Annotated in this window: 17 protein-coding genes; 11 read left to right on the top strand and 6 right to left on the bottom strand. The window is 71.5% G+C overall.

All coding sequences use genetic code 11. The annotated features are described in order from the left end of the window. The 3 genes from CCS38_RS12505 to CCS38_RS12495 form a co-directional block, all read left to right on the top strand. Window positions 1-1,389, top strand: a 1,389-nt coding sequence (locus tag CCS38_RS12505; RefSeq protein ID WP_223733303.1) for a molybdopterin molybdotransferase MoeA, incomplete at its 5' end; no start/stop codon positions are given. Further along, window positions 1,386-2,567 carry a potassium channel family protein gene (locus CCS38_RS12500; protein WP_372457054.1) on the top strand — a complete coding sequence of 394 codons (1,182 nt, stop codon included), beginning with the start codon at window positions 1,386-1,388 and terminating at the stop codon, window positions 2,565-2,567. The genes CCS38_RS12505 and CCS38_RS12500, both read left to right, overlap by 4 nt. Before the next feature lie 181 nt (window positions 2,568-2,748). Beyond that, complete coding sequence (locus CCS38_RS12495; RefSeq protein WP_223733302.1) at window positions 2,749-3,729, top strand: NAD(P)H-quinone oxidoreductase; 981 nt, start codon at window positions 2,749-2,751, stop codon at window positions 3,727-3,729. A 34-nt stretch (window positions 3,730-3,763) separates the two neighbouring features. Here CCS38_RS12495 and CCS38_RS12490 read toward each other — a convergent pair whose 3' ends face one another. Beyond that, window positions 3,764-4,603, bottom strand: coding sequence for a hypothetical protein (locus CCS38_RS12490; protein WP_223733301.1), 840 nt, complete (start codon window positions 4,601-4,603; stop codon window positions 3,764-3,766). Window positions 4,604-4,804: 201 nt separating this feature from the next. Here CCS38_RS12490 and CCS38_RS12485 point away from each other — a divergent pair, with 201 nt between their 5' ends. Continuing rightward, a complete protein-coding gene (locus tag CCS38_RS12485) occupies window positions 4,805-5,368 on the top strand; it encodes a bacterial proteasome activator family protein (RefSeq protein ID WP_223733300.1) in 564 nt (187 codons plus the stop codon). A gap of 108 nt (window positions 5,369-5,476) precedes the next feature. Here the strand turns inward: CCS38_RS12485 and CCS38_RS12480 are convergent, their stop codons facing one another. After that, a complete protein-coding gene (locus CCS38_RS12480) occupies window positions 5,477-7,114 on the bottom strand; it encodes a protein kinase domain-containing protein (protein ID WP_223733299.1) in 1,638 nt (545 codons plus the stop codon). 450 nt (window positions 7,115-7,564) lie between these two features. Between CCS38_RS12480 and CCS38_RS12475 the strand changes: the two genes are divergently transcribed. Continuing rightward, the gene (locus CCS38_RS12475) at window positions 7,565-9,109 is read left to right on the top strand and encodes a protein kinase domain-containing protein (RefSeq protein ID WP_223733298.1); all 1,545 of its coding nucleotides are present in this window, start codon (window positions 7,565-7,567) and stop codon (window positions 9,107-9,109) included. Window positions 9,110-9,180: 71 nt separating this feature from the next. On the opposite strand, the gene CCS38_RS12470 is transcribed toward CCS38_RS12475, so the two are convergent. The 3 genes from CCS38_RS12470 to CCS38_RS12460 all read right to left on the bottom strand — a co-directional run bounded on the left by CCS38_RS12470 (window position 9,181) and on the right by CCS38_RS12460 (window position 11,461). Then, window positions 9,181-10,215 carry a phosphotransferase gene (locus CCS38_RS12470; protein WP_223733297.1) on the bottom strand — a complete coding sequence of 345 codons (1,035 nt, stop codon included), beginning with the start codon at window positions 10,213-10,215 and terminating at the stop codon, window positions 9,181-9,183. Window positions 10,216-10,272: 57 nt separating this feature from the next. Beyond that, window positions 10,273-10,686, bottom strand: coding sequence for a pyridoxamine 5'-phosphate oxidase family protein (locus CCS38_RS12465; RefSeq protein WP_223733296.1), 414 nt, complete (start codon window positions 10,684-10,686; stop codon window positions 10,273-10,275). A 115-nt stretch (window positions 10,687-10,801) separates the two neighbouring features. Continuing rightward, window positions 10,802-11,461 (bottom strand): response regulator, encoded by a 660-nt coding sequence (locus tag CCS38_RS12460; RefSeq protein ID WP_223733295.1) that lies wholly within the window; start codon window positions 11,459-11,461, stop codon window positions 10,802-10,804. A gap of 327 nt (window positions 11,462-11,788) precedes the next feature. Here CCS38_RS12460 and pdhA point away from each other — a divergent pair, with 327 nt between their 5' ends. The 4 genes from pdhA to CCS38_RS12440 all read left to right on the top strand — a co-directional run bounded on the left by pdhA (window position 11,789) and on the right by CCS38_RS12440 (window position 15,948). Next, complete coding sequence (gene pdhA / locus CCS38_RS12455) at window positions 11,789-12,964, top strand: pyruvate dehydrogenase (acetyl-transferring) E1 component subunit alpha (protein WP_223733294.1); 1,176 nt, start codon at window positions 11,789-11,791, stop codon at window positions 12,962-12,964. Between the two features lies 1 nt (window position 12,965). Beyond that, on the top strand, window positions 12,966-13,949 hold the full coding sequence (locus CCS38_RS12450) for an alpha-ketoacid dehydrogenase subunit beta (protein ID WP_223733293.1): 984 nt from the start codon (window positions 12,966-12,968) through the stop codon (window positions 13,947-13,949). A gap of 23 nt (window positions 13,950-13,972) precedes the next feature. Next, window positions 13,973-15,397 (top strand): dihydrolipoamide acetyltransferase family protein, encoded by a 1,425-nt coding sequence (locus tag CCS38_RS12445; RefSeq protein ID WP_223733292.1) that lies wholly within the window; start codon window positions 13,973-13,975, stop codon window positions 15,395-15,397. A gap of 107 nt (window positions 15,398-15,504) precedes the next feature. Then, window positions 15,505-15,948 (top strand): NUDIX hydrolase, encoded by a 444-nt coding sequence (locus tag CCS38_RS12440; RefSeq protein WP_223733291.1) that lies wholly within the window; start codon window positions 15,505-15,507, stop codon window positions 15,946-15,948. A 4-nt stretch (window positions 15,949-15,952) separates the two neighbouring features. On the opposite strand, the gene CCS38_RS12435 is transcribed toward CCS38_RS12440, so the two are convergent. After that, window positions 15,953-16,729, bottom strand: a complete 777-nt coding sequence (locus CCS38_RS12435) for a class I SAM-dependent methyltransferase (RefSeq protein WP_223733290.1) — start codon at window positions 16,727-16,729, stop codon at window positions 15,953-15,955. 177 nt (window positions 16,730-16,906) lie between these two features. Between CCS38_RS12435 and CCS38_RS12430 the strand changes: the two genes are divergently transcribed. Next, the gene (locus CCS38_RS12430) at window positions 16,907-17,581 is read left to right on the top strand and encodes a GntR family transcriptional regulator (RefSeq protein WP_223733289.1); all 675 of its coding nucleotides are present in this window, start codon (window positions 16,907-16,909) and stop codon (window positions 17,579-17,581) included. After that, a complete protein-coding gene (locus tag CCS38_RS12425; RefSeq protein ID WP_223733288.1) occupies window positions 17,578-18,891 on the top strand; it encodes an MFS transporter in 1,314 nt (437 codons plus the stop codon). The genes CCS38_RS12430 and CCS38_RS12425 overlap by 4 nt, the downstream gene beginning before the upstream one ends. Window positions 18,892-18,915: the final 24 nt, after the last annotated feature.

Raw genomic sequence — 18,915 nt, 5'->3', positions numbered from 1 at the left:
TCCCGCACCGCGCCGGCCCACCGCCACAGCGCCCACTCCCCCTGGCACGACGCCCGGGCGGCCGCCGCCGGCGCCGTGGCCGGGCCGCTGGAGGCAGCCACCGTCCCCCTCGGCCCCGAGGCCCTGGGCCGCGTGCTCGCCGGGGCGCTCACGGCGCTCACGGACCTGCCCTCGTTCGACACCTCGGCGATGGACGGCTGGGCCGTCTCCGGTCCCGGTCCCTGGCGCGTGACCGCCCCCAGCACGCTCGCGCCCACCGCGACCGCCGGCATCCTCGCCGGTCAGGGCCCCGCCCGGCCGCTGCCCGCAGGGCACGCGATCCGGATCGCCACCGGGGCACGGATACCGCCCGGCGCCTCGGCCGTGCTCCGCTCCGAGCACGGCGAGACCGTGGAACAGGCCGACGGCGGCGCGCTGTTGTCCGCACCGGGCGGCGCACCGCCCGGGCAGGACATCCGGCCGCGCGGCCAGGAGTGCCGCAACGGCGACCAACTGCTGCCGCCCGGCACGCCGGTGACCCCGGCCGTGCTCGGCCTCTCCGCGGCCGCGGGCTACGACGAGCTGTGGACGTACCGCCGCCCGGTGGTCGAAATCCTTGTCCTGGGCGACGAGTTGCTGCACAGCGGACTGCCGCAGGAGGGACGCATCCGGGACGCGCTCGGCCCGATGCTCGCGCCCTGGCTGCAGGCCCTGGGCGCGGAGACCATCGGCCCGCGTCATCTCGCGGACGACGAGGGCGTGTTGTACGAGGCCATCGCCTCGTCGGCGGCGGACGTGGTGATCACGACCGGCGGCACGGCCGCGGGTCCGGTCGACCATGTGCACCCCACGCTGCGGCGCCTCGGGGCCGAACTGCTCGTGGACGGCGTACAGGTACGCCCCGGCCACCCGATGCTGCTCGCCCGGCTCGACCCGGCGGACGGCACCACCCCGCGCGGCCGGTCCGCCAAGCGCACCAAGCGCACCGTCCGTACCCCGCGTACCCCCCGTCACCTGGTCGGTCTCCCCGGCAATCCGCTCGCCGCCGTCTCGGGACTGCTGACGCTCGCCGAACCGCTGCTCGGTACGCTCTCGGGCCGTATGCGCTCCGAGCCCCGCCGGGTACGCCTCGCCGACGGCGTGCACGGGCACCCGCACGACACCCGGCTGGTCCCCGTGGCCTGCCGCACGGACGAGAAGGGAGCGGTCGTGGCGCACCCCCTGCACTTCAACGGCCCGGCCATGCTGCGTGGCATCGCCGCCGCCGACGCGCTGGCCGTGATCCCGCCCGGCGGCGCCGCCGGAGGCGAGCCGGCCGTGCTCCTCGGTCTCCCCTGGGCCCCCGCCGTCACGAACCCGGACACGGCTGTCGCGAATTCGGGCACCGGCGCCATCGGAGGCCGCGCGTGAAGCTCCCCATGCACGACGCCGCGTCCCACGAGCGGATGCCCGAAGACGTCTCGCACCGGGTCCAGCTGCCCCGCCGGGCGCCCGCCGCACCGCTGCGCCAGGTGGTCCGCCGGCTCGTCATGGCGTTGATAGTGCTGGTGCTGACGGTCCTCATCGTCTGGGTGGACCGCGACGAGTACCACGACAACGCCAACGGCAAGGTCGACTTCCTCGACTGCGTCTACTACGCGACCGTCACGCTCTCCACCACCGGATACGGCGACATCGTCCCGTACGGAGACACCGCACGGCTGCTGAACATCCTGCTCATCACGCCACTCCGCGTCCTGTTCCTGATCATCCTGGTCGGCACCACCCTCGAGGTCCTCACCGAGCGGACCCGTGAACAGTGGCGGCTGAACCGCTGGAGGACCGCCTTGCGCGACCACACCGTCATCGTCGGCTTCGGTACGAAGGGCCGGTCGGCCGTGGAGACGCTGCGTGCCACGGGCGCGAGCCGGGACCGCATCGTCATCGTGGACCCGAGCCCCAAGGTGATCGACGCGGCCGTCGCCGAGGGGTTCGCGGGCGTACTGGGCGACGCCACGCGCAGCGACGTACTGCTGCGCGCCGAGGTCCAGCGCGCCCACCAGATCATCATCGCCACGCAGCGCGACGACACCGCGGTCCTCGTCTCGCTCACCGCCCGCCAGCTCAACAAGAAGGCGACGATCGTGGCAGCCGTCCGGGAGGAGGAGAACGCGCCGCTGCTGCGGCAGTCCGGCGCCGACTCCGTGATCACCTCCGCGAGCGCGGCGGGCCGGCTGCTGGGCCTGTCCGTGCACAGCCCGAGCGCGAGCACGGTCATGGAGGATCTGATCCAGCAGGGCAGCGGGCTGGACCTGATCGAGCGCCCGGTGGTGAAGGCGGAGGTCGGCAAGTCGGTACGGGACACCGGCGACCTGGTCGTCTCCGTACTGCGCGGCCACCGGCTGCTGGCGTACGACGACCCGGCGGCGAGCCCGCTGCAGCACGCCGACCGGCTGATCACGATCGTCCGCGCGGTACCGAAGGACGAGCCGGAGCTGGGCCGCCCGGCCTCCCAGGGCCTGCCGGGCTCCGGCGTCCAGCCGATGCGCCGGGCGGACGAGAAGGACCGGGTCATCCGCCGCGCGGACGAGCAGGACCTCGGGGACTAGCCGCGCGGACGAGCAGGACCTCGGGGGCTAGCCGCGGACGCGCAGGGCTTCGCACGAGCCGTCCTTCCGCGCGCGTACGTCCGGTACGTACACGCGGGGTTGTTTCACGTGAAACGCGGCCCGCACGGACAGCGTGGGTGGTGCTCGTACGTCCGGTACGGAGGCGAGTAGCCTCGCGGCCATGCGTGCGATCACCATTCCCGAACCCGGCGGACCCGAGGCCCTGGTGTGGGCCGAGGTGCCCGCGCCACAACTGTCCGAAGGCGAGGTGCTGGTGCGGGTCGCGGCCAGCGCCGCCAACCGCGCCGATGTGATGCAGCGCCAGGGCTTCTACGACCCGCCGCCCGGCGCCTCCCCCTACCCCGGCCTGGAGTGCGCCGGCACGATCACCGAGGTCGGCCCGGGCGTGAGCGGCTGGGCGGTCGGCGACGAGGTCTGCGCGCTGCTGGCGGGCGGCGGTTACGCCGAGCAGGTGGCGGTGCCGGCCGGTCAGCTGCTGCCGCTGCCCAAGGGCCTCGACGTCACGCAGGCCGCCGCGCTGCCCGAGGTGACCTGCACTGTCTGGTCGAACGTCTTCATGGTGGCGCATCTGCGGCCCGGCGAGACCCTGCTCGTGCACGGCGGGTCCAGCGGCATCGGCACCATGGCGATCCAGCTGGCCAAGGCCGTCGGCGCGAAGGTGGCCGTGACCGCGGGCAGCGCCGAGAAGCTGGAGAGCTGCCGCGAGCTGGGCGCTGACGTGCTTATCAACTACCGCGAGCAGGACTTCGTCGAGGAGATCCGCAAGGCCACCGACGGCCGGGGCGCGGACGTGATCCTCGACATCATCGGCGCGAAGTACCTGGACGCCAACGTCAAGGCGCTGGCCACCAATGGGCGGCTGGCCATCATCGGTCTGCAGGGCGGCCGGAAGGGCGAGCTGAACCTGGGCGCGCTGCTGGCCAAGCGGGGCGCTGTCACCGCGACGTCGCTGCGCGGCCGGCCGATCGAGGAGAAGGCCGCGATCGTCGCCGCCGTACGGGAGCACGTCTGGCCGCTGATCGAGAACGGCCAGGTGCGGCCGATCGTGGACCGCACGCTCCCGATGGCGGACGCCGCCGAGGCGCACCGCGTCCTGGAGGAGAGCAGTCACATCGGCAAGATCGTCCTGACGGTCGGCTGAGCCGTCAGCAGCCGGGCCGTTCCCGTACGCCCCCTCACCGCCGCCGCAGTCGCAGCCCGATGAACGCCAGTCCCAGCCCCGTGAGCGCCAGCCCGGCGCCGAAGGGGAGGACGCGGGCGACCCGGGCGGCGTGTTCGGCGGGGGCGTAGGGCGGCCGGACGGCGCCGGTGGTCTCGCGGCTCGTCGAGGAGGGCCCGGCGGCCGCCGGATGGTGCGGCGGCCGCAGCGTCTGCCAGGCGTGTGTTCCCCGGCTGTGCGGCGAGAGGGGCGCGTACGGGCGGTCCGAGCCAGTGGCCGGCCGGTCGCTCGCGCCGGGGTCCTTCGGCGCCGTGCCGGCGCTCTCGGAGGCATCGGAGGTGTGCGGCGTACTCGGCCGGGTCGGCCCTTCGCCGGTACCGGACGGAGTGACGGCGCCGGTCCGGGACGGCGTCACAGGCCGGCTCGGCCTGCCGGACGAGGCCGAGTGGCTCGGGGTGGGCCGTGCGGGTGACGCCGATGCGGAGTCGCTCGGACCGGCGGACGGACTCGGCCCGGAGGCGGTCGAGGACGGCGAGGGACTGCCGTCCGGTTCCGCCGGAGTCTCCGACGCCCCGGCGGACGCCGAGGTGCCGGGCGCCTGGGGGCGGTGGCCGGTGGTGCCGGTACCCGTCTGGTCCTGCACGGTCGGCCGCGGCTTGCCGGACCCGCGTACGGGGAGCCGGCTGTCGGCGGGCAGCCCGTCGCTGGACTGCGGCTGCGGGGGATCCGCCGCCCGGGCGTGCGCCCGCACGGGGAGATGCGTGGTGGCGGCGGCCGCGGGTACGGCGGTGGTGGGAAGCAGCGTGGTGGTCGTCAGCAGTCCGGCGACGATGAGTGAGCGGAGTCCTGGAACCACGCCGTGTCCTCCCGTGCCGAACCGTCGAGTGACGTAATCAGGGTCACATGAGCCCACAAACACGGCATCTCGGAAAAAGCCCACATGTACCGCTAAAACCCTGAACAGTGGCGAAGTACTGTGACGGGACGCATCGCGAGGGTGGATCAATAGTTCCTCGGGGCACAACTGTTCCTACTGCATGTACGAGAGAATGGCGGCATGGATATGCCGATGAACGAACGGTCGCAGGAGAGCCCGCACGTCCTGGTTGTCGGCCCGGACGGCATGGCTCTCGGCAGCGCAGGCTCCGGTGGTGGAGGCGGCGACGATGAGCCACGCGAGGTTCCGGTGACGGAGATGGTCGAACAGCCCGCGAAGGTCATGCGGATCGGCAGCATGATCAAGCAGCTGCTGGAAGAGGTGAAGTCCGCCCCGCTGGACGAGGCGAGCCGGGTCCGTCTGAAGGAGATCCACGCCGGCTCCGTGAAGGAGCTGGAGGACGGGCTGGCCCCTGAGCTGGTGGAGGAGCTGGAGCGGCTGTCCCTGCCGTTCACCGAGGACTCCGTGCCCACCGAAGCCGAACTGCGCATCGCACAGGCTCAGTTGGTCGGCTGGCTGGAGGGCCTGTTCCACGGCATCCAGACCGCCCTGTTCGCCCAGCAGATGGCCGCGCGCGCCCAGTTGGAGCAGATGCGCCGCGCTCTCCCGCCCGGCGCGGCCCCGGCCGAGGGCGACGACGAACACCCCGGCCGTGGCGGCGCCCGCTCCGGCCCGTACCTCTGACGGCCACCGCCGCCGGAGGGCGGACCGGACGTCGGAAACCTGCACCGAGGGGCCCTGCGCGCACACCGCGCGAAGGGCCCCTCGGTGCAGGTGTGTCCTACGCCGGGCTCAGCCGGACTTGCCCGTCGAGACGACCAGTTCGATCTCGTCGTCGCCCTTGGGGTCGAAGCTCTCGTTCTCGGCAGGGGTCTGCCGGATGACGGCGTTCTTGCCCCACATGGGCTCGCTGTTCTCGTAGGTGATGTCCCACTGCCAGCCGGCCTGCTGCATGCAGTTCTTCACCGAGGTGAGGTTCTTGCTGTAGAAGTTCGGCATCATGACCTTCGACTTGTCGTCGTAGCTCTTGACCGCTTCCGTGCACGCCTTGGGGTCGATGGTGCGGTCCTTCTGCTCCGGCTGGACCTTGTCGTCGGTGTCCTCGGTGGCGGAGGCGGAGGGCTGCGCGGTGCCGTTGGCCTGCGGGCCCGGCTGCTCCGGGTCGCCGCCGCTGAGGGCGATGACCAGGACCACCGCGACGACGGCGATCAGGGCGACCGCGGCCGAGCCGATCAGCACCGGCTTGTTGCTCTTGCCGCCGCCGGTCCCCGGCCCGCCGCTCTGCGGCGAGATCGTGTACGGCGGCGGGGTCTGCATGCCGCCGTGGTACGGACCGGGCGCCGGGGTCGGGTAACCGTGGCTCGGCGGCGGCGGGGTCGACGGGGGGTAGCCGTACTGCCCGTTCGCCGGCGGCGGCGTGTACGGGTTCTGCACGTTCGGCGCGCCCGTGGCCGGGCTGCCGGTCGCCGACGGGAAGACCGCGGAGGCCACCGACGCGCCGCTGGAGCGCGGGCCCTGGCCACCGATGATCACCGGCGAGGAGCCGGACTGCCCGGACTGGGCGATGCGCAGGCACTCGTCCTGCATCGCCTGGGCGGTGGGGAAGCGCTCGTTGGGGTTCTTCTTCAGCGCGCGGGCGACGATCGCGTCCACCGCGGGCGGCAGCGAGCGGTTGATGCTGGAGGGCGCCGGCGGCTCCTCCTGTACGTGCGCGTACGCGATGGCCAGCGGCGAGTCCGCGTCGAAGGGCAGCTGCCCGGTCAGCAGCTCGAAGAGCATGATGCCGACGGAGTACAGGTCGGAGCGGGCGTCGACGCTGCGGCCCAGCGCCTGCTCGGGCGAGAGGTACTGCGGGGTGCCGACGACCATGCCGGTCTGGGTCATGGAGGTGACGCCGGACTGCATGGCGCGCGCGATGCCGAAGTCCATGACCTTCACGACACCGCGCTTGGTCACCATGACGTTGCCGGGCTTGATGTCCCGGTGGACCAGGCCCATCTCGTGGCTGGTCTCCAGGGCCGCCAGCACATCGGCTGTGATCTTCAGCGCCTTTTCGGTGGGCATGGCGCCGTACTGCGCGATATCGGCGTCCAGGGCGTCGCGCAGCGGCTGCCCGGAGACGTACTCCATGACGATGTACGGCGTCGTGCCGCCGTCGAGCTCGTCCTCGCCGGAGTCGTACACCGAGACGATGTTGGTGTGCGAGAGCTTGGCGACGGCCTGTGCCTCGCGGCGGAAGCGCTCGCGGAACGCCTGCTCGCGGCCGAGCTCGGTGTGCAGCGTCTTGATCGCGACCTCGCGGTCCAGCACGCTGTCGTACGCGAGGTGGACGGCGGCCATGCCGCCGGTGCCGAGAAGATCACGGAGCTGGTAGCGTCCCCGTCCCACCGAACGGCCCGTGCCGTGGGCCTGTGCGCCGTCCTGGCTCATGTTTTCCGTTTCCCCCTCGGCGCACTGCCCGGCATCCCGTACGCGGCACTGTTCGGGCTGTTCTGTTGCTGGCCGGGCCCGGTATGCGACCGGGCGGCCAGGTTCTGGAATTCCGCAGCCAAGTGTGCCTCAGGGCTCCGACCAGTCAAGCTGCGTGCCCGTTCCGTGACCAGATGGGCAGCATCCCGGCACCGCCGCGTCACCTGACGGGAGCCTGCCATTCCTGCCGCGGCGGGTTGTCGCGAGCGTGTCAGAAACCTGTCACGACTCTGTCAGCAACCGCCGGGCAAAACGGTCACTCGTAGTGAACTTGCGACATGTGGCCGGTGAACGGTTTGATGGCCGGTCCCCTTACGAAACCGGTGCGCGCCGCGGAGCCTGTAGCGTGCTCTTGCGAAGACCGAGACGTAAAACCGCGTTGCACGCGGATCGATTCGACGGCGAGGACCGATGGCACAGACGCAGAGCCCCCAGGGCCCGTCCGATCCTGAAGCCACCGGCTCCAATATCCCCGACGCACCGGAGATGTGGGGCAACGGTGGTCTGGTCGGTGACGGGCGCTACCGCCTGACGAGCCGTCTGGGCCGGGGCGGCATGGCGGAGGTGTTCGCCGCCGAGGACGTACGGCTGGGCCGCACGGTCGCGGTGAAGCTGCTGCGTTCCGACCTCGCCGAGGACCCGGTGTCCAAGGCCCGCTTCACCCGCGAGGCACAGTCCGTCGCCGGGCTGAACCACCACGCCGTCGTCGCCGTCTACGACTCGGGCGAGGACGTGGTCGGCGGCAACACCATCCCGTACATCGTGATGGAGCTGGTCGAGGGCCACACCATCCGTGACCTGCTGCTCAACGCCGACGCACCGCCGCCGGACCAGGCGCTGATCATCGTCTCCGGGGTGCTGGAAGCGCTGGCCTACAGCCACCAGCACGGCATCGTGCACCGCGACATCAAGCCCGCGAACGTGATCATCACGAACAGCGGCGCGGTCAAGGTCATGGACTTCGGCATCGCGCGTGCCCTGCACGGCGCGTCGAACACCATGACCCAGACCGGCATGGTCATGGGCACGCCGCAGTACCTCTCGCCCGAGCAGGCGCTCGGCAAGACCGTCGACACCCGCTCCGACCTGTACGCGACCGGCTGCCTGCTGTACGAACTCCTCGCGCTGCGCCCGCCGTTCGTCGGCGAGACCCCGCTGTCGGTGGTCTACCAGCACGTGCAGGACATGCCGGTGCCGCCGTCCGAGGTCCTGGAGGCGGTGCCGCCGGAGCTGGACGGGCTGGTCATGCGCTCGCTCGCGAAGGACCCGGACGACCGGTTCCAGAGCGCGGAGGAGATGCGCGGACTGGTCCAGTACGCGCTGCAGATGCTGCACGAGCAGGGCGGCCACACCGGTACGTGGAGCACCGGCCCGGTCGCCGTGCACGAGGGCGGCTCGACACCCGCGGCGGGTGTCGCGGCCACGACGGCGATGGCGCACCCGGGGCAGGGCTCGACGGCCGCGCAGCCGATCCTGCCGGGCGGGCGGGACGACGACGGCGGGTACGAGGGCGGTCCGCGCGGCTCGAAGGGCGGCAAGGGCAAGATCTGGCTGATCGCGGCGCTCGCGCTGATCGCCATCGTGGCCGGCGTCGCCATCGCCCTGCAGAACACCGGTGGCGACGAGCAGCCGAAGAAGCCGAAGCCCACGCCGACGGCGACGAAGAGCAAGGACGAGAAGACCACCGAGCCGCCGACGGAGGAGCCGACGACGGAGGCGACGCTGCCCGCCGGCACGGGCGGCAACACCGGTGGTTACACCCAGACGCCGACGGAGACCGGAGAGCCGACACCGACGGAGACCCAGTCGCCGACGGACGAGCCGACCGGCGAGCCGACGGAGCCCACCGGTGAGCCGACCGGCGAGCCGACGGGGGAGCCGACGACGCCCACCGACGCGCCGACGGACGAGCAGTCCCCGATCATCCCGCCGCCGGACGGTGAAGGCGAGCAGTGAGCGCCGCACAGGGCCACTGAGGACCGCACACGGCTACTGAGGGCCGCCAGGGACACCGTCCCCGGCGGCCCTCAGCCCGTGAAGGCCCCGCGTACCGCCGCGTATTCGTCCGTCCACCACACCGCGAGCGCGGCCGAGGCGGGGAAGAGGCTGTCGGCCCGCCGATCGCCCAGCCGGTACCGCCAGTCCAGCATCCAGAAGTCGTTCAGGCGTTCCCACCAGACGCGGTGCACGGCGGCCGCCAGCTCCTCCGGGCCGACGCCCGAGGCGCCCCGGTAGGCGCGCGCGTACGCCGCCACCTTCGCCAGGTCCAGGCTGCCCGAGGGCCGTACGAAGAAGATCGCGGCGGCCCGTACGGCCTCCTCGGCGCGCGGCTTGACCGCCAGCCGGTCCCAGTCGACGATCGCGGCCGGCTCTGCGCCCCGGTAGAGCAGGTTCAGCGGATGGAAGTCGCCGTGCACCCAGCCCGCGGGCGCCGCGCGGGGCGGCCGGTGGTGGGCGTGCGCGGCGAGCAGGGCGCGGCGTTCCAGGAGCCGGTGCTCGGCCAGCGCGTCGAAGCTGTCGTGCGGGCGGGCGTCCCGCGCCAGCGCCAGCAGCTCGTCGATGCCCACGAAGGTCGCGGCGGGGTCGGCGCTCTCCTGGCCGGGCTGCGGCGGCTCGTCGGGCATCACCTGGGCTAGGGACACGTGGACCCGGCCCAGCAGCGCGCCGAGGCGGTGGCACTGGGCGGGGGTGAGGGCCGCGCCGTCCAGGTGGCGGCCCTCGACCCAGGGGTGCAGCGCGTAGCAGCGGCCGTCGATGACGGCGACGGTGCGGCCGTCGGCGGCGCGTACGGGCGGCGCGACGGGCAGGCCCATGGCGCCCAGCAGGCGGGTGGCGCGGTGCTGCCGTACGAGGGCGGAGCAGTCGGCGCGGTCGGCGTCGAGGTGGTGCTTGAGGAAGAAGCGGCCGCGCGTGGTGACCAGCCGGTAGCCGTGGTTGAGCAGGCCCTCGGCGACCGGCTCGCACGTCAGCGGCTCCCCGGCGCCTTCGTAGCGGCGCAGCAGGGAGCCGAGGATGTGTCCGTCGGGCGCCGTTGCCGTCCGGACCGCAGATGAGCGCAGCACCCGTCAGATGTTAGATCACATGGCCCGGGCCGCCCCGCCGCACCGGTCGGCTATCGGTCAGCCTGAATGGGCGTACCGGAACACCGGTACATCGGTCAGCGTGTGGACCTTGGCGAAGACCGGTTCGATGTGCAGGAACACCGGATCGAAGGGCTCGCCGTCGGCGAGGGCCGGGGTGCGCCCGAAGGCGTCGTGGTCGGCCTGCTCCGGGTGTGCGACGCGGGCCGTGCCGGTGAACTGGACGGTCCAGGTCTCGGGCTCGCCGCCGGCGAGGTTGTCCGCCTGGTACGAGACCACGCTGCCGTCCAGGGCGCGGTGGTAGCCGTAGCCACGGTGCAGGCGCAGCAGGAGCCGGCCCCCGGTCACGACGTGCCGGGCGATCGTGGTGAAGGGCAGCGCCCGCTGGCTGGCCGAGACCCGGCCGTAAGGCGTACGGCTGAGCAGTTCCAGTGCGCGGAATTCGTCGGGCATGGGAACCAGCCTGCCCGGCGGCGTGGGCGCGGCTGTAGGGGCGGCAGCCCCTGGTTCACCGGGGACGTTGGTCCCGAAATTCGTTACGCCGCAGGTCAGCCCGCTATAAACGCGGTCAGTGGCGTTCTGCCTGCATTCTGGCGACGTATGCGGCGGCCTGGGAACGGCGTTCCATGCCGAGTTTGGACAGCAGGCTGGAGACGTAATTCTTGATGGTTTTCTCGGCCAGATGCAGTCGTTCGCCGATGGCGCGGTTGGTCAGTCCCTCGCCGATCAGGTCGAGGATGCGTCGTTCCTGTTCAGTGAGGTTCGCCAGCCGGTCATCGCCCTTGGGACCGTTGCCGTCGCGCAGCCGTTCGAGGACCCGCGCGGTGGCCACGGGGTCCAGCAGGGACTTGCCGGCCGCGACGTCCCGGACGGCCGAGAGCAGTTCGTTCCCGCGGATGGCCTTGAGTACGTAACCGGACGCACCAGCCATGATCGCGTCAAAAAGCGCCTCGTCATCGGCGAAAGATGTGAGCATCAGGCACTTGATGTCCTCGTTCTGCGAGCGGATCTCACGGCAGACCTCGACACCGCTGCCGTCCGGCAGCCGGACGTCGAGCACGGCCACGTCGGGATGCGTCGCCGGGATCCTGACCAGGGCATCCGCGGCGGTACCGGCCTCGCCGACCACCTCGATGTCGCTCTCGACCGTGAGCATGTCGTGGACGCCGCGCCGCACGACCTCGTGGTCGTCGAGCAGGAATACCGTGATTTTTCCGTCTTCGTGCACGGCTTCAGTCTCACACACCGACCCTTCCCGTGCCGCGGCCCGCCGATATAACGTGCCGTTGTCCCGGCGGCCTGCAACGCTGTGACCAGGAGTTGTTCCCACCCTCTCCGATTTACTTGGAAATCCAAGCAAAATCGCAGGTCAGGGCCGTTTTCGCTTAGGCTCGGGAAATGGGTAACGTGCATGGGCAGGCCACGTCCGGGGCAGTTTTGTTCCACCCGGGCCTGACCGCGTTCGCACACACCCCGTGCGCCGTATCGGATACCGGGTGAGCCGCAATACGGCCACCGGCGGACCCCGGGGGCCGGACAGACGGAGGAGCAGCACGTGACCGTGGACAGCAGTGCCGCACGAAAAGCCACACGCGGAAGCGGCAAGCGCACGACCGCGAAGAAAGCCCCGGCCAAGCCGAGGGCCAAGGCTTCAGCGGAGCAGGATCCGGACCAGTTCGTCCAGCTGCTCACCCCGGAGGGGGAGCGGGTCGAGCACCCGGAGTACGCGATCGACCTGTCCGCCGACGAGCTGCGCGGCCTGTACCGCGACATGGTGCTCACGCGGAAGTTCGACGCCGAGGCGACCACCCTCCAGCGCCAGGGCGAGCTGGGCCTGTGGCCCTCGCTGCTGGGCCAGGAGGCCGCGCAGATCGGTTCCGGGCGCGCGCTGCGCGACGACGACTACGTCTTCCCCACCTACCGCGAGCACGGCGTCGCCTGGTGCCGCGGGGTGGACCCGACGAACCTGCTGGGCATGTTCCGCGGCGTGAACCACGGCGGCTGGGACCCCAACAGCAACAACTTCCATCTGTACACGATCGTGATCGGCTCGCAGACGCTGCATGCGACCGGGTACGCGATGGGCGTGCAGAAGGACGGCGCCGACTCCGCCGTCATCGCCTATTTCGGTGACGGCGCGTCCAGCCAGGGTGACGTCGCCGAGTCCTTCACCTTCGCCGCCGTCTACAACGCCCCCGTGGTGTTCTTCTGCCAGAACAACCAGTGGGCGATCTCCGAGCCGACCGAGAAGCAGACCCGGGTGCCGCTCTTCCAGCGCGCCCGCGGCTACGGCTTCCCCGGTGTACGGGTCGACGGCAACGACGTACTCGCCGTGCTCGCCGTCACCAAGGCGGCGCTGGAGCGCGCGCGGACGGGCCAGGGCCCGATGCTCGTCGAGGCGTTCACGTACCGCATGGGCGCCCACACCACCTCCGACGACCCGACGCGCTACCGCGGCAACGACGAGCTGCTGGCCTGGGAGGCCAAGGACCCGATCCTGCGGCTGCGCCGGTACCTCGAGGCCGAGGGGATGGCCGACGAGGCGTTCTTCGCGTCCGTCGAGAAGGAGGACGAGGCGCTCGGCAAGCGGGTGCGGGACGCCGTGCGCACCATGCCGAACCCCGATGACATGGCGATGTTCGAGCACGTCTACGCCGACGGGCACGCGCTCGTCGACGAGGAGCGCGCCCAGTTCGCCGCGTACCAGGCCGCGTTCGCGGAGGAGCACTGACATGGCCGTCTTCGAGAAGATCACCATCGCCAAGGCGATCAACGAGTCGCTGCGCACGGCCATGGAGGCCGACCCCAAGGTCCTCGTCATGGGCGAGGACGTCGGCAAGCTCGGCGGCGTCTTCCGCGTCACCGACGGCCTGCAGAAGGACTTCGGCGAGGACCGGGTGATCGACACCCCGCTCGCCGAATCCGGCATCGTCGGCACCGCGATCGGCATGGCCCTGCGCGGCTACCGCCCGGTCGTGGAGATCCAGTTCGACGGCTTCGTCTTCCCCGCGTACGACCAGATCGTCACCCAGCTCGCCAAGATGCACGCCCGCGCGCTCGGCAAGATCAAGCTGCCGGTCGTCATCCGTATCCCCTACGGCGGCGCGATCGGCGCGGTCGAGCACCACTCCGAGTCGCCCGAGGTGCTCTTCGCGCACGTCGCCGGCCTGAAGGTGATCAGCCCGTCGAACTCCTCGGACGCCTACTGGATGCTCCAGCAGGCCATCGCAGGCGACGACCCGGTCATCTACTTCGAGCCCAAGCGCCGCTACCACGACAAGTCCGCGCTGGACACCGAAGCCCTGCCGCACCCGCTGCACAAGGCCCGCGTCGCCCGCGAGGGCAGCGACCTGACGCTCGCCGCGTACGGCCCGATGGTCAAGGTCTGCCAGGACGTCGCCCAGGTCGCCGCCGAGGAGGGCAAGTCGGTCGAGATCGTCGACCTGCGGTCCCTCTCCCCGATCGACTTCGACACGCTCCAGTCCTCGGTCGAGAAGACCCGCCGCCTGGTCGTCGTGCACGAGGCGCCGGTCTTCCTCGGCTCCGGCGCGGAGATCGCCGCGCGGATCACCGAGCGGTGCTTCTACCACCTGGAGGCACCGGTGCTGCGGGTGGGCGGTTACCACGCCCCGTACCCGCCGTCCCGGCTGGAGGACGAGTACCTTCCGAACCTCGACCGGGTGCTCGACGCGGTCGACCGGTCGCTGGCGTACTGAGGGGCTTGAGGAGAGTCGTGACCATGACTGCAACCGATCAGCGCTTCCGCGAGTTCAAGATGCCCGACGTGGGCGAGGGACTGACCGAAGCGGAGATCCTCAAGTGGTACGTCGTCGAGGGCGACACCGTCGCCGACGGCCAGGTCGTCTGTGAGGTCGAGACCGCCAAGGCGGCCGTCGAACTCCCCATTCCGTACGACGGGGTGGTGCACCAGCTCCGGTTCGGCGAGGGCACCACGGTCGATGTCGGCACGGTCATCATCACCGTGGACACCGACCCGGGCGCGGGTCCCGCCGAGGCCCCGGCCGCTCCGGAAGCCGCCGAGCCGGCCGCCGAGGGCGGCGAGGAGGGCCGCAAGGCAGTGCTCGTCGGCTACGGCGCCGCGCCGTCCTCGACGAAGCGGCGCGCGCGGAAGGCGCAGCCCGGCACCGCGAACGGTGTGCAGGGGGCCGTCCAGGCGGAGTTGAACGGGTACACGGCACCTGAGCCGGCGCCTGTTTCACGTGAAACACCGGCAGCCGCGCCTGCCGCTCCGGCGGGCGCCGAGCGTCCGCTGGCCAAGCCGCCCGTCCGCAAGCTCGCCAAGGACCTCGGCATCGACCTGGCCACGGTCGTCCCCAGCGGCCCCGACGGGATCATCACCCGCGAGGACGTGCACGCGGCGGCCGCGCCCGCCACCGTGCCGGAGTACGACGTGGAGCCGGCCCCGCACGAGCCCGCGCCGGCCCCCGAGGCCGTCGCCGCCGCCCGGGAGACCCGTATCCCGGTCAAGGGCGTACGCAAGGCCACCGCCCAGGCGATGGTGAACTCGGCGTTCACCGCGCCGCACGTCACGGAGTTCATCACCGTCGACGTGACCCGCACGATGCGGCTCGTACAGGAGCTGAAGCAGGACCCCGACATGGCGGGCGTCCGCGTCAACCCGCTCCTGCTCGTCGCCAAGGCGTTCCTGGTCGCCATCAAGCGCCACCCGGAGATCAACGCCTCCTGGGACGAGGAGAACCAGGAGATCGTCCGCAAGGACTACGTGAACCTGGGCATCGCGGCGGCGACTCCCCGGGGCCTGATCGTCCCCAACATCAAGGACGCCGGCGCCCAGACCCTGCCCCAGCTCGCCGCCTCCCTCGGCGAACTGGTCGCCACCGCCCGTGAGGGCAAGACCTCCCCGGCGGACATGGCGGGCGGCACGGTCACCATCACCAACGTCGGCGTCTTCGGCGTCGACACCGGTACGCCCATCCTGAACCCCGGTGAGTCCGCGATCCTCGCCTTCGGCGCGGTCAAGGAGCAGCCCTGGGTCCACAAGGGCAAGGTCAAGCCGCGCCAGGTGACGACCCTGGCACTCTCCTTCGACCACCGCCTGGTCGACGGCGAGCTGGGTTCCAAGGTCCTGGCGGACACCGCCGCGATCCTGGAGCGCCCGAAGCGCCTGATCACCTGGTCGTAGTACGCGATCGAGGGGCCTGGTCGCAGTAGGCGATCGAGCGGCCCGGCAGGGCGGCGTCGGCGAAAAGGAATTGGTGTCGCCGCGCCGCCCTGCTTACCGTCACCGGCATGACCGAAGCACAGATCACCACTGACCCCGTCGCCCCGGACGACGCCCTCCCGCCCCTGCGCTCCGTCGCCTGGCTGCACATCAGGGACGGCCGCCTGCTGAGCGTCCGCACCCGCGGCAACGACACGTTCTACCTGCCCGGCGGCAAGTACGAGCCCGGTGAGACGGCCGCGGAGGCGCTCTCCCGCGAGCTGGCCGAGGAGGTCGGCGTACAGGTGCCGGCGGGCGAGCTGACCGAGGCGTTCACCATTCACGACGAGGCACACGGGCGCGCCGGCCGCCGCCTGCACATGACCTGCTTCACGGGCGGCCCGGCCACCGTGGACCCGGTCCCGGGCCGCGAGATCGCAGAGGTCGCCTGGCACAACGCCGAGGACTTCGCCGTCTGCGCGCCCGCCTTCCGCCAGGTCGTCCGCCGCCTCACGGAGGCGGGCCGCCTGTAGGCCGTCAGCCCGTGGTGACGCGGAGTTTGGACTGGCCGTGGCCGCGCGTCTCCCAGTCGTCCATGAAGTGGGCCTGGAGGCCATGCCGCGCGGCGAGACCGGTCAGGGTCTCGGTGCGGTAGTAGAAGTCCTCGCGCAGCACCTGGTGTTCGGTGCCGGTGGTCCGGTCGAAGGTGAAGTCGAAGAAGCCGCCGGGCGCCAGCACCCGCCCCACATGCGCCAGGCACTCGTCGATGATCTCGATCGGTGAGTGCGAGAAGACGCTGTGCGCGTGCACGACGTCGAAGTGGGCGTCGGGCAGGAAGTCCAGCGTGAGGTCTCTGGTCAGGGTCAGGTGCGGAAGCTTCGCCTGGAGCCCGTGGTCGGTCAGCGTCCGCTTCGCCGCGATGAGGATGTCGGGGGAGATGTCGATGCCGTAGTAGTTCCCGGCGTCGAGGTACTCGATGAAGCGCCACCCGGAGCGGAGGTTGCCGCAGCCGATGTCGAGCATCCGGGACTGCCGCGTGAGGCCGTGTTCCCGCAGGTAGTCGAATTGCATCCGGCCGAGCGCGAGCCAGCGGTCGTGCGTCCGGCTGCCGACCGCCGCCTCGGGGTTGCGCCGGGTGTCGGACGCCATGACCGCGCGGTAGTAGCTCACGTGGTCGGGGTGGTGAAGGGCCAGCCAGCGGTCCCTGGCGGCCCGCCGGACGTACGGGGGTATTCGCCCGGGGTGGCCCAGGGCGTAGCGGACCTTGTGGGCGAGCGCCGTCCTGTCGACGGCGAGGTTCTTCTTGACGGACATGCGGACGCACCCCATCTCGATCACTGGGCGTCACGGGACGGACACGACCTCGTGGCGCACTGCTCATGGAGCGTAGGCAGGGTCGGGATAGTTGGCGTAGGCAGTCTCCTCGCCCGGCCGGGGTCCGGATGATGGACGGAATCGCAGACGCATACCTGTTGTATCTATCCTGTGCGCATGCCATCAGCTTCGACCTCAGCCTCTCCCGCCCCCGTGAAGCAGCCGCCCGCTGCCGAGCGGGTGTACGCACACATCAAGCACGCCGTCCTCGAACGCCGCTACGAGGGCGGCATGCTGCTCACCGAGGGTGAGCTCGCCGAGGCCGTAGGGGTGTCGCGGACGCCCGTCCGCGAGGCGCTGCTGCGGCTGGAGGTCGAAGGGCTGATCAAGCTCTACCCGAAGAAGGGCGCGCTGGTCCTGCCGGTCTCCGCACAGGAGATCGCGGACGTCGTGGAGACCCGGCTGCTGGTCGAGGAGCACGCGGCGCGCAAGGCCGTGCCCGCACCGGCCGCGCTGGTCGAGGAGCTGGAGTCGCTGCTCGCGACCATGCGGGAGCAGGCCGCCGCCGGTGACCTGGCCGCCGTCTCGGTCACCGACCGCGCCTTCCACGCCGCCATCGTGCGCAGCGCGGGCAACCAGATCCTGGACCGGCTCTACGAGCAGCTGCGCGACCGCCAGCTGCGGATGGGCGTCGCGGTGATGCACGCGCACCCGGACCGGATCGCGAAGAACATCGCCGAGCACGCCGAGATCCTCGAAGCGCTGCAGGCCGGCGACCCGGAGGCGGCCACCGCCGCCGTGCACCGGCACGTCAGCTGGGTGCGGAACCTCGCCCAGGGGGACGTGCGATGAGTACCGCACGGAGCACCCCGATGTCGCTGCCCAGTGATCCGCCCGGCGGCCGGCGGGCCATGTGGGTCTGGGGCATCGGCGTCGCCGTCTACTTCGTCGCGATCATCTACCGCACCAGCCTCGGCGTCGCGGGACTGGACGCGGCCGAGCGCTTCCACATCAACGCCTCGGCGCTGTCGACCTTCTCCATCCTGCAGCTGCTGGTCTACGCGGGCATGCAGATACCCGTCGGCCTGATGGTCGACAAGCTGGGACCCAAGAAGGTCCTGATCCTCGGCGCGACGCTCTACACCGTCGGCCAGCTCGGCTTCGCGCTGTCCGGTTCGTACGTCATGGCGCTGATCTCCCGCGCGCTGCTGGGCTGCGGCGACGCGATGACGTTCATCAGCGTGCTGCGGCTGGGCACGCGCTGGTTCCCGGCCCGGCGCGGCCCGATGATCGCGCAGATCGCCGCGCTCATCGGCATGTCCGGCAACCTCGTCTCCACCCTGGTGCTCGCGCGGCTGCTGGAGACCCTCGGCTGGACCCCGACCTTCGCCGGCAGCGCCGTCTGCGGCATCGCGGTGATCGCCCTCGTCCTCCTCTTCCTCAAGGACCACCCCGAGGGCTTCGAGCCGCCGCCCGCGGGCCCGCCGGCGGCCGGTGGCGGCTATGTACGGCGGCAGATATCCCAGTGCTGGCGCGAGCCGGGCACCCGGCTGGGCATGTGGGTGCACTTCACCACGCAGTTCCCCGCGATGTTCTTCCTGCTGCTGTGGGGGATGCCGTTCCTCGTCGAGGCGCAGGGGCTGACCGAGACCGCGGCCGGCGGGCTGCTCACGCTCATCGTGGTCTCGAACATGGCCTCCGGGCTGGTCTACGGGCAGGTCATCGCCCGCCACCACGCGGCCCGGATGCCGCTGGCGCTCGGTACCGTCGGCGCCACGGCGACGCTGTGGGCCGCCATGCTCTGCTGGCCGGGGCACGCGCCGATGGCGCTGCTGGTCCTCACCTGCGTCGTGCTCGGCGCGTGCGGCCCGGCCTCGATGATCGGTTTCGACTTCGCGCGCCCGGCCAACCCGCCGGAGCGCCAGGGCACCGCCTCCGGCATCGTCAACATGGGCGGCTTCACTGCCTCGATGACGACCCTGCTGGCGGTCGGCGTGCTGCTGGACGCCACCGGCGACAACTACCGCATCGCGTTCGCGACCGTCTTCGTCCTGGAGGCGATCGGCCTCAGCCAGATCCTGCGGCTGCGCAAGCGGGCGGCGCGCCGCGAGCGCGAGCGGACGGTGGCGAGCCGGGTGGAGGCGGTGCACGTACCGGTGTGACCGCCCCGGGCGGGGCGTGCGCCG

It is taken from the genome of Streptomyces purpurogeneiscleroticus (assembly GCF_020024005.1).
GTDB classification, from domain to species: domain Bacteria; phylum Actinomycetota; class Actinomycetes; order Streptomycetales; family Streptomycetaceae; genus Streptomyces; species Streptomyces purpurogeneiscleroticus.
The sequence above is the reverse complement of the archived record's forward strand: the minus strand, read 5'-3'. Positions and strand labels throughout refer to the sequence as shown.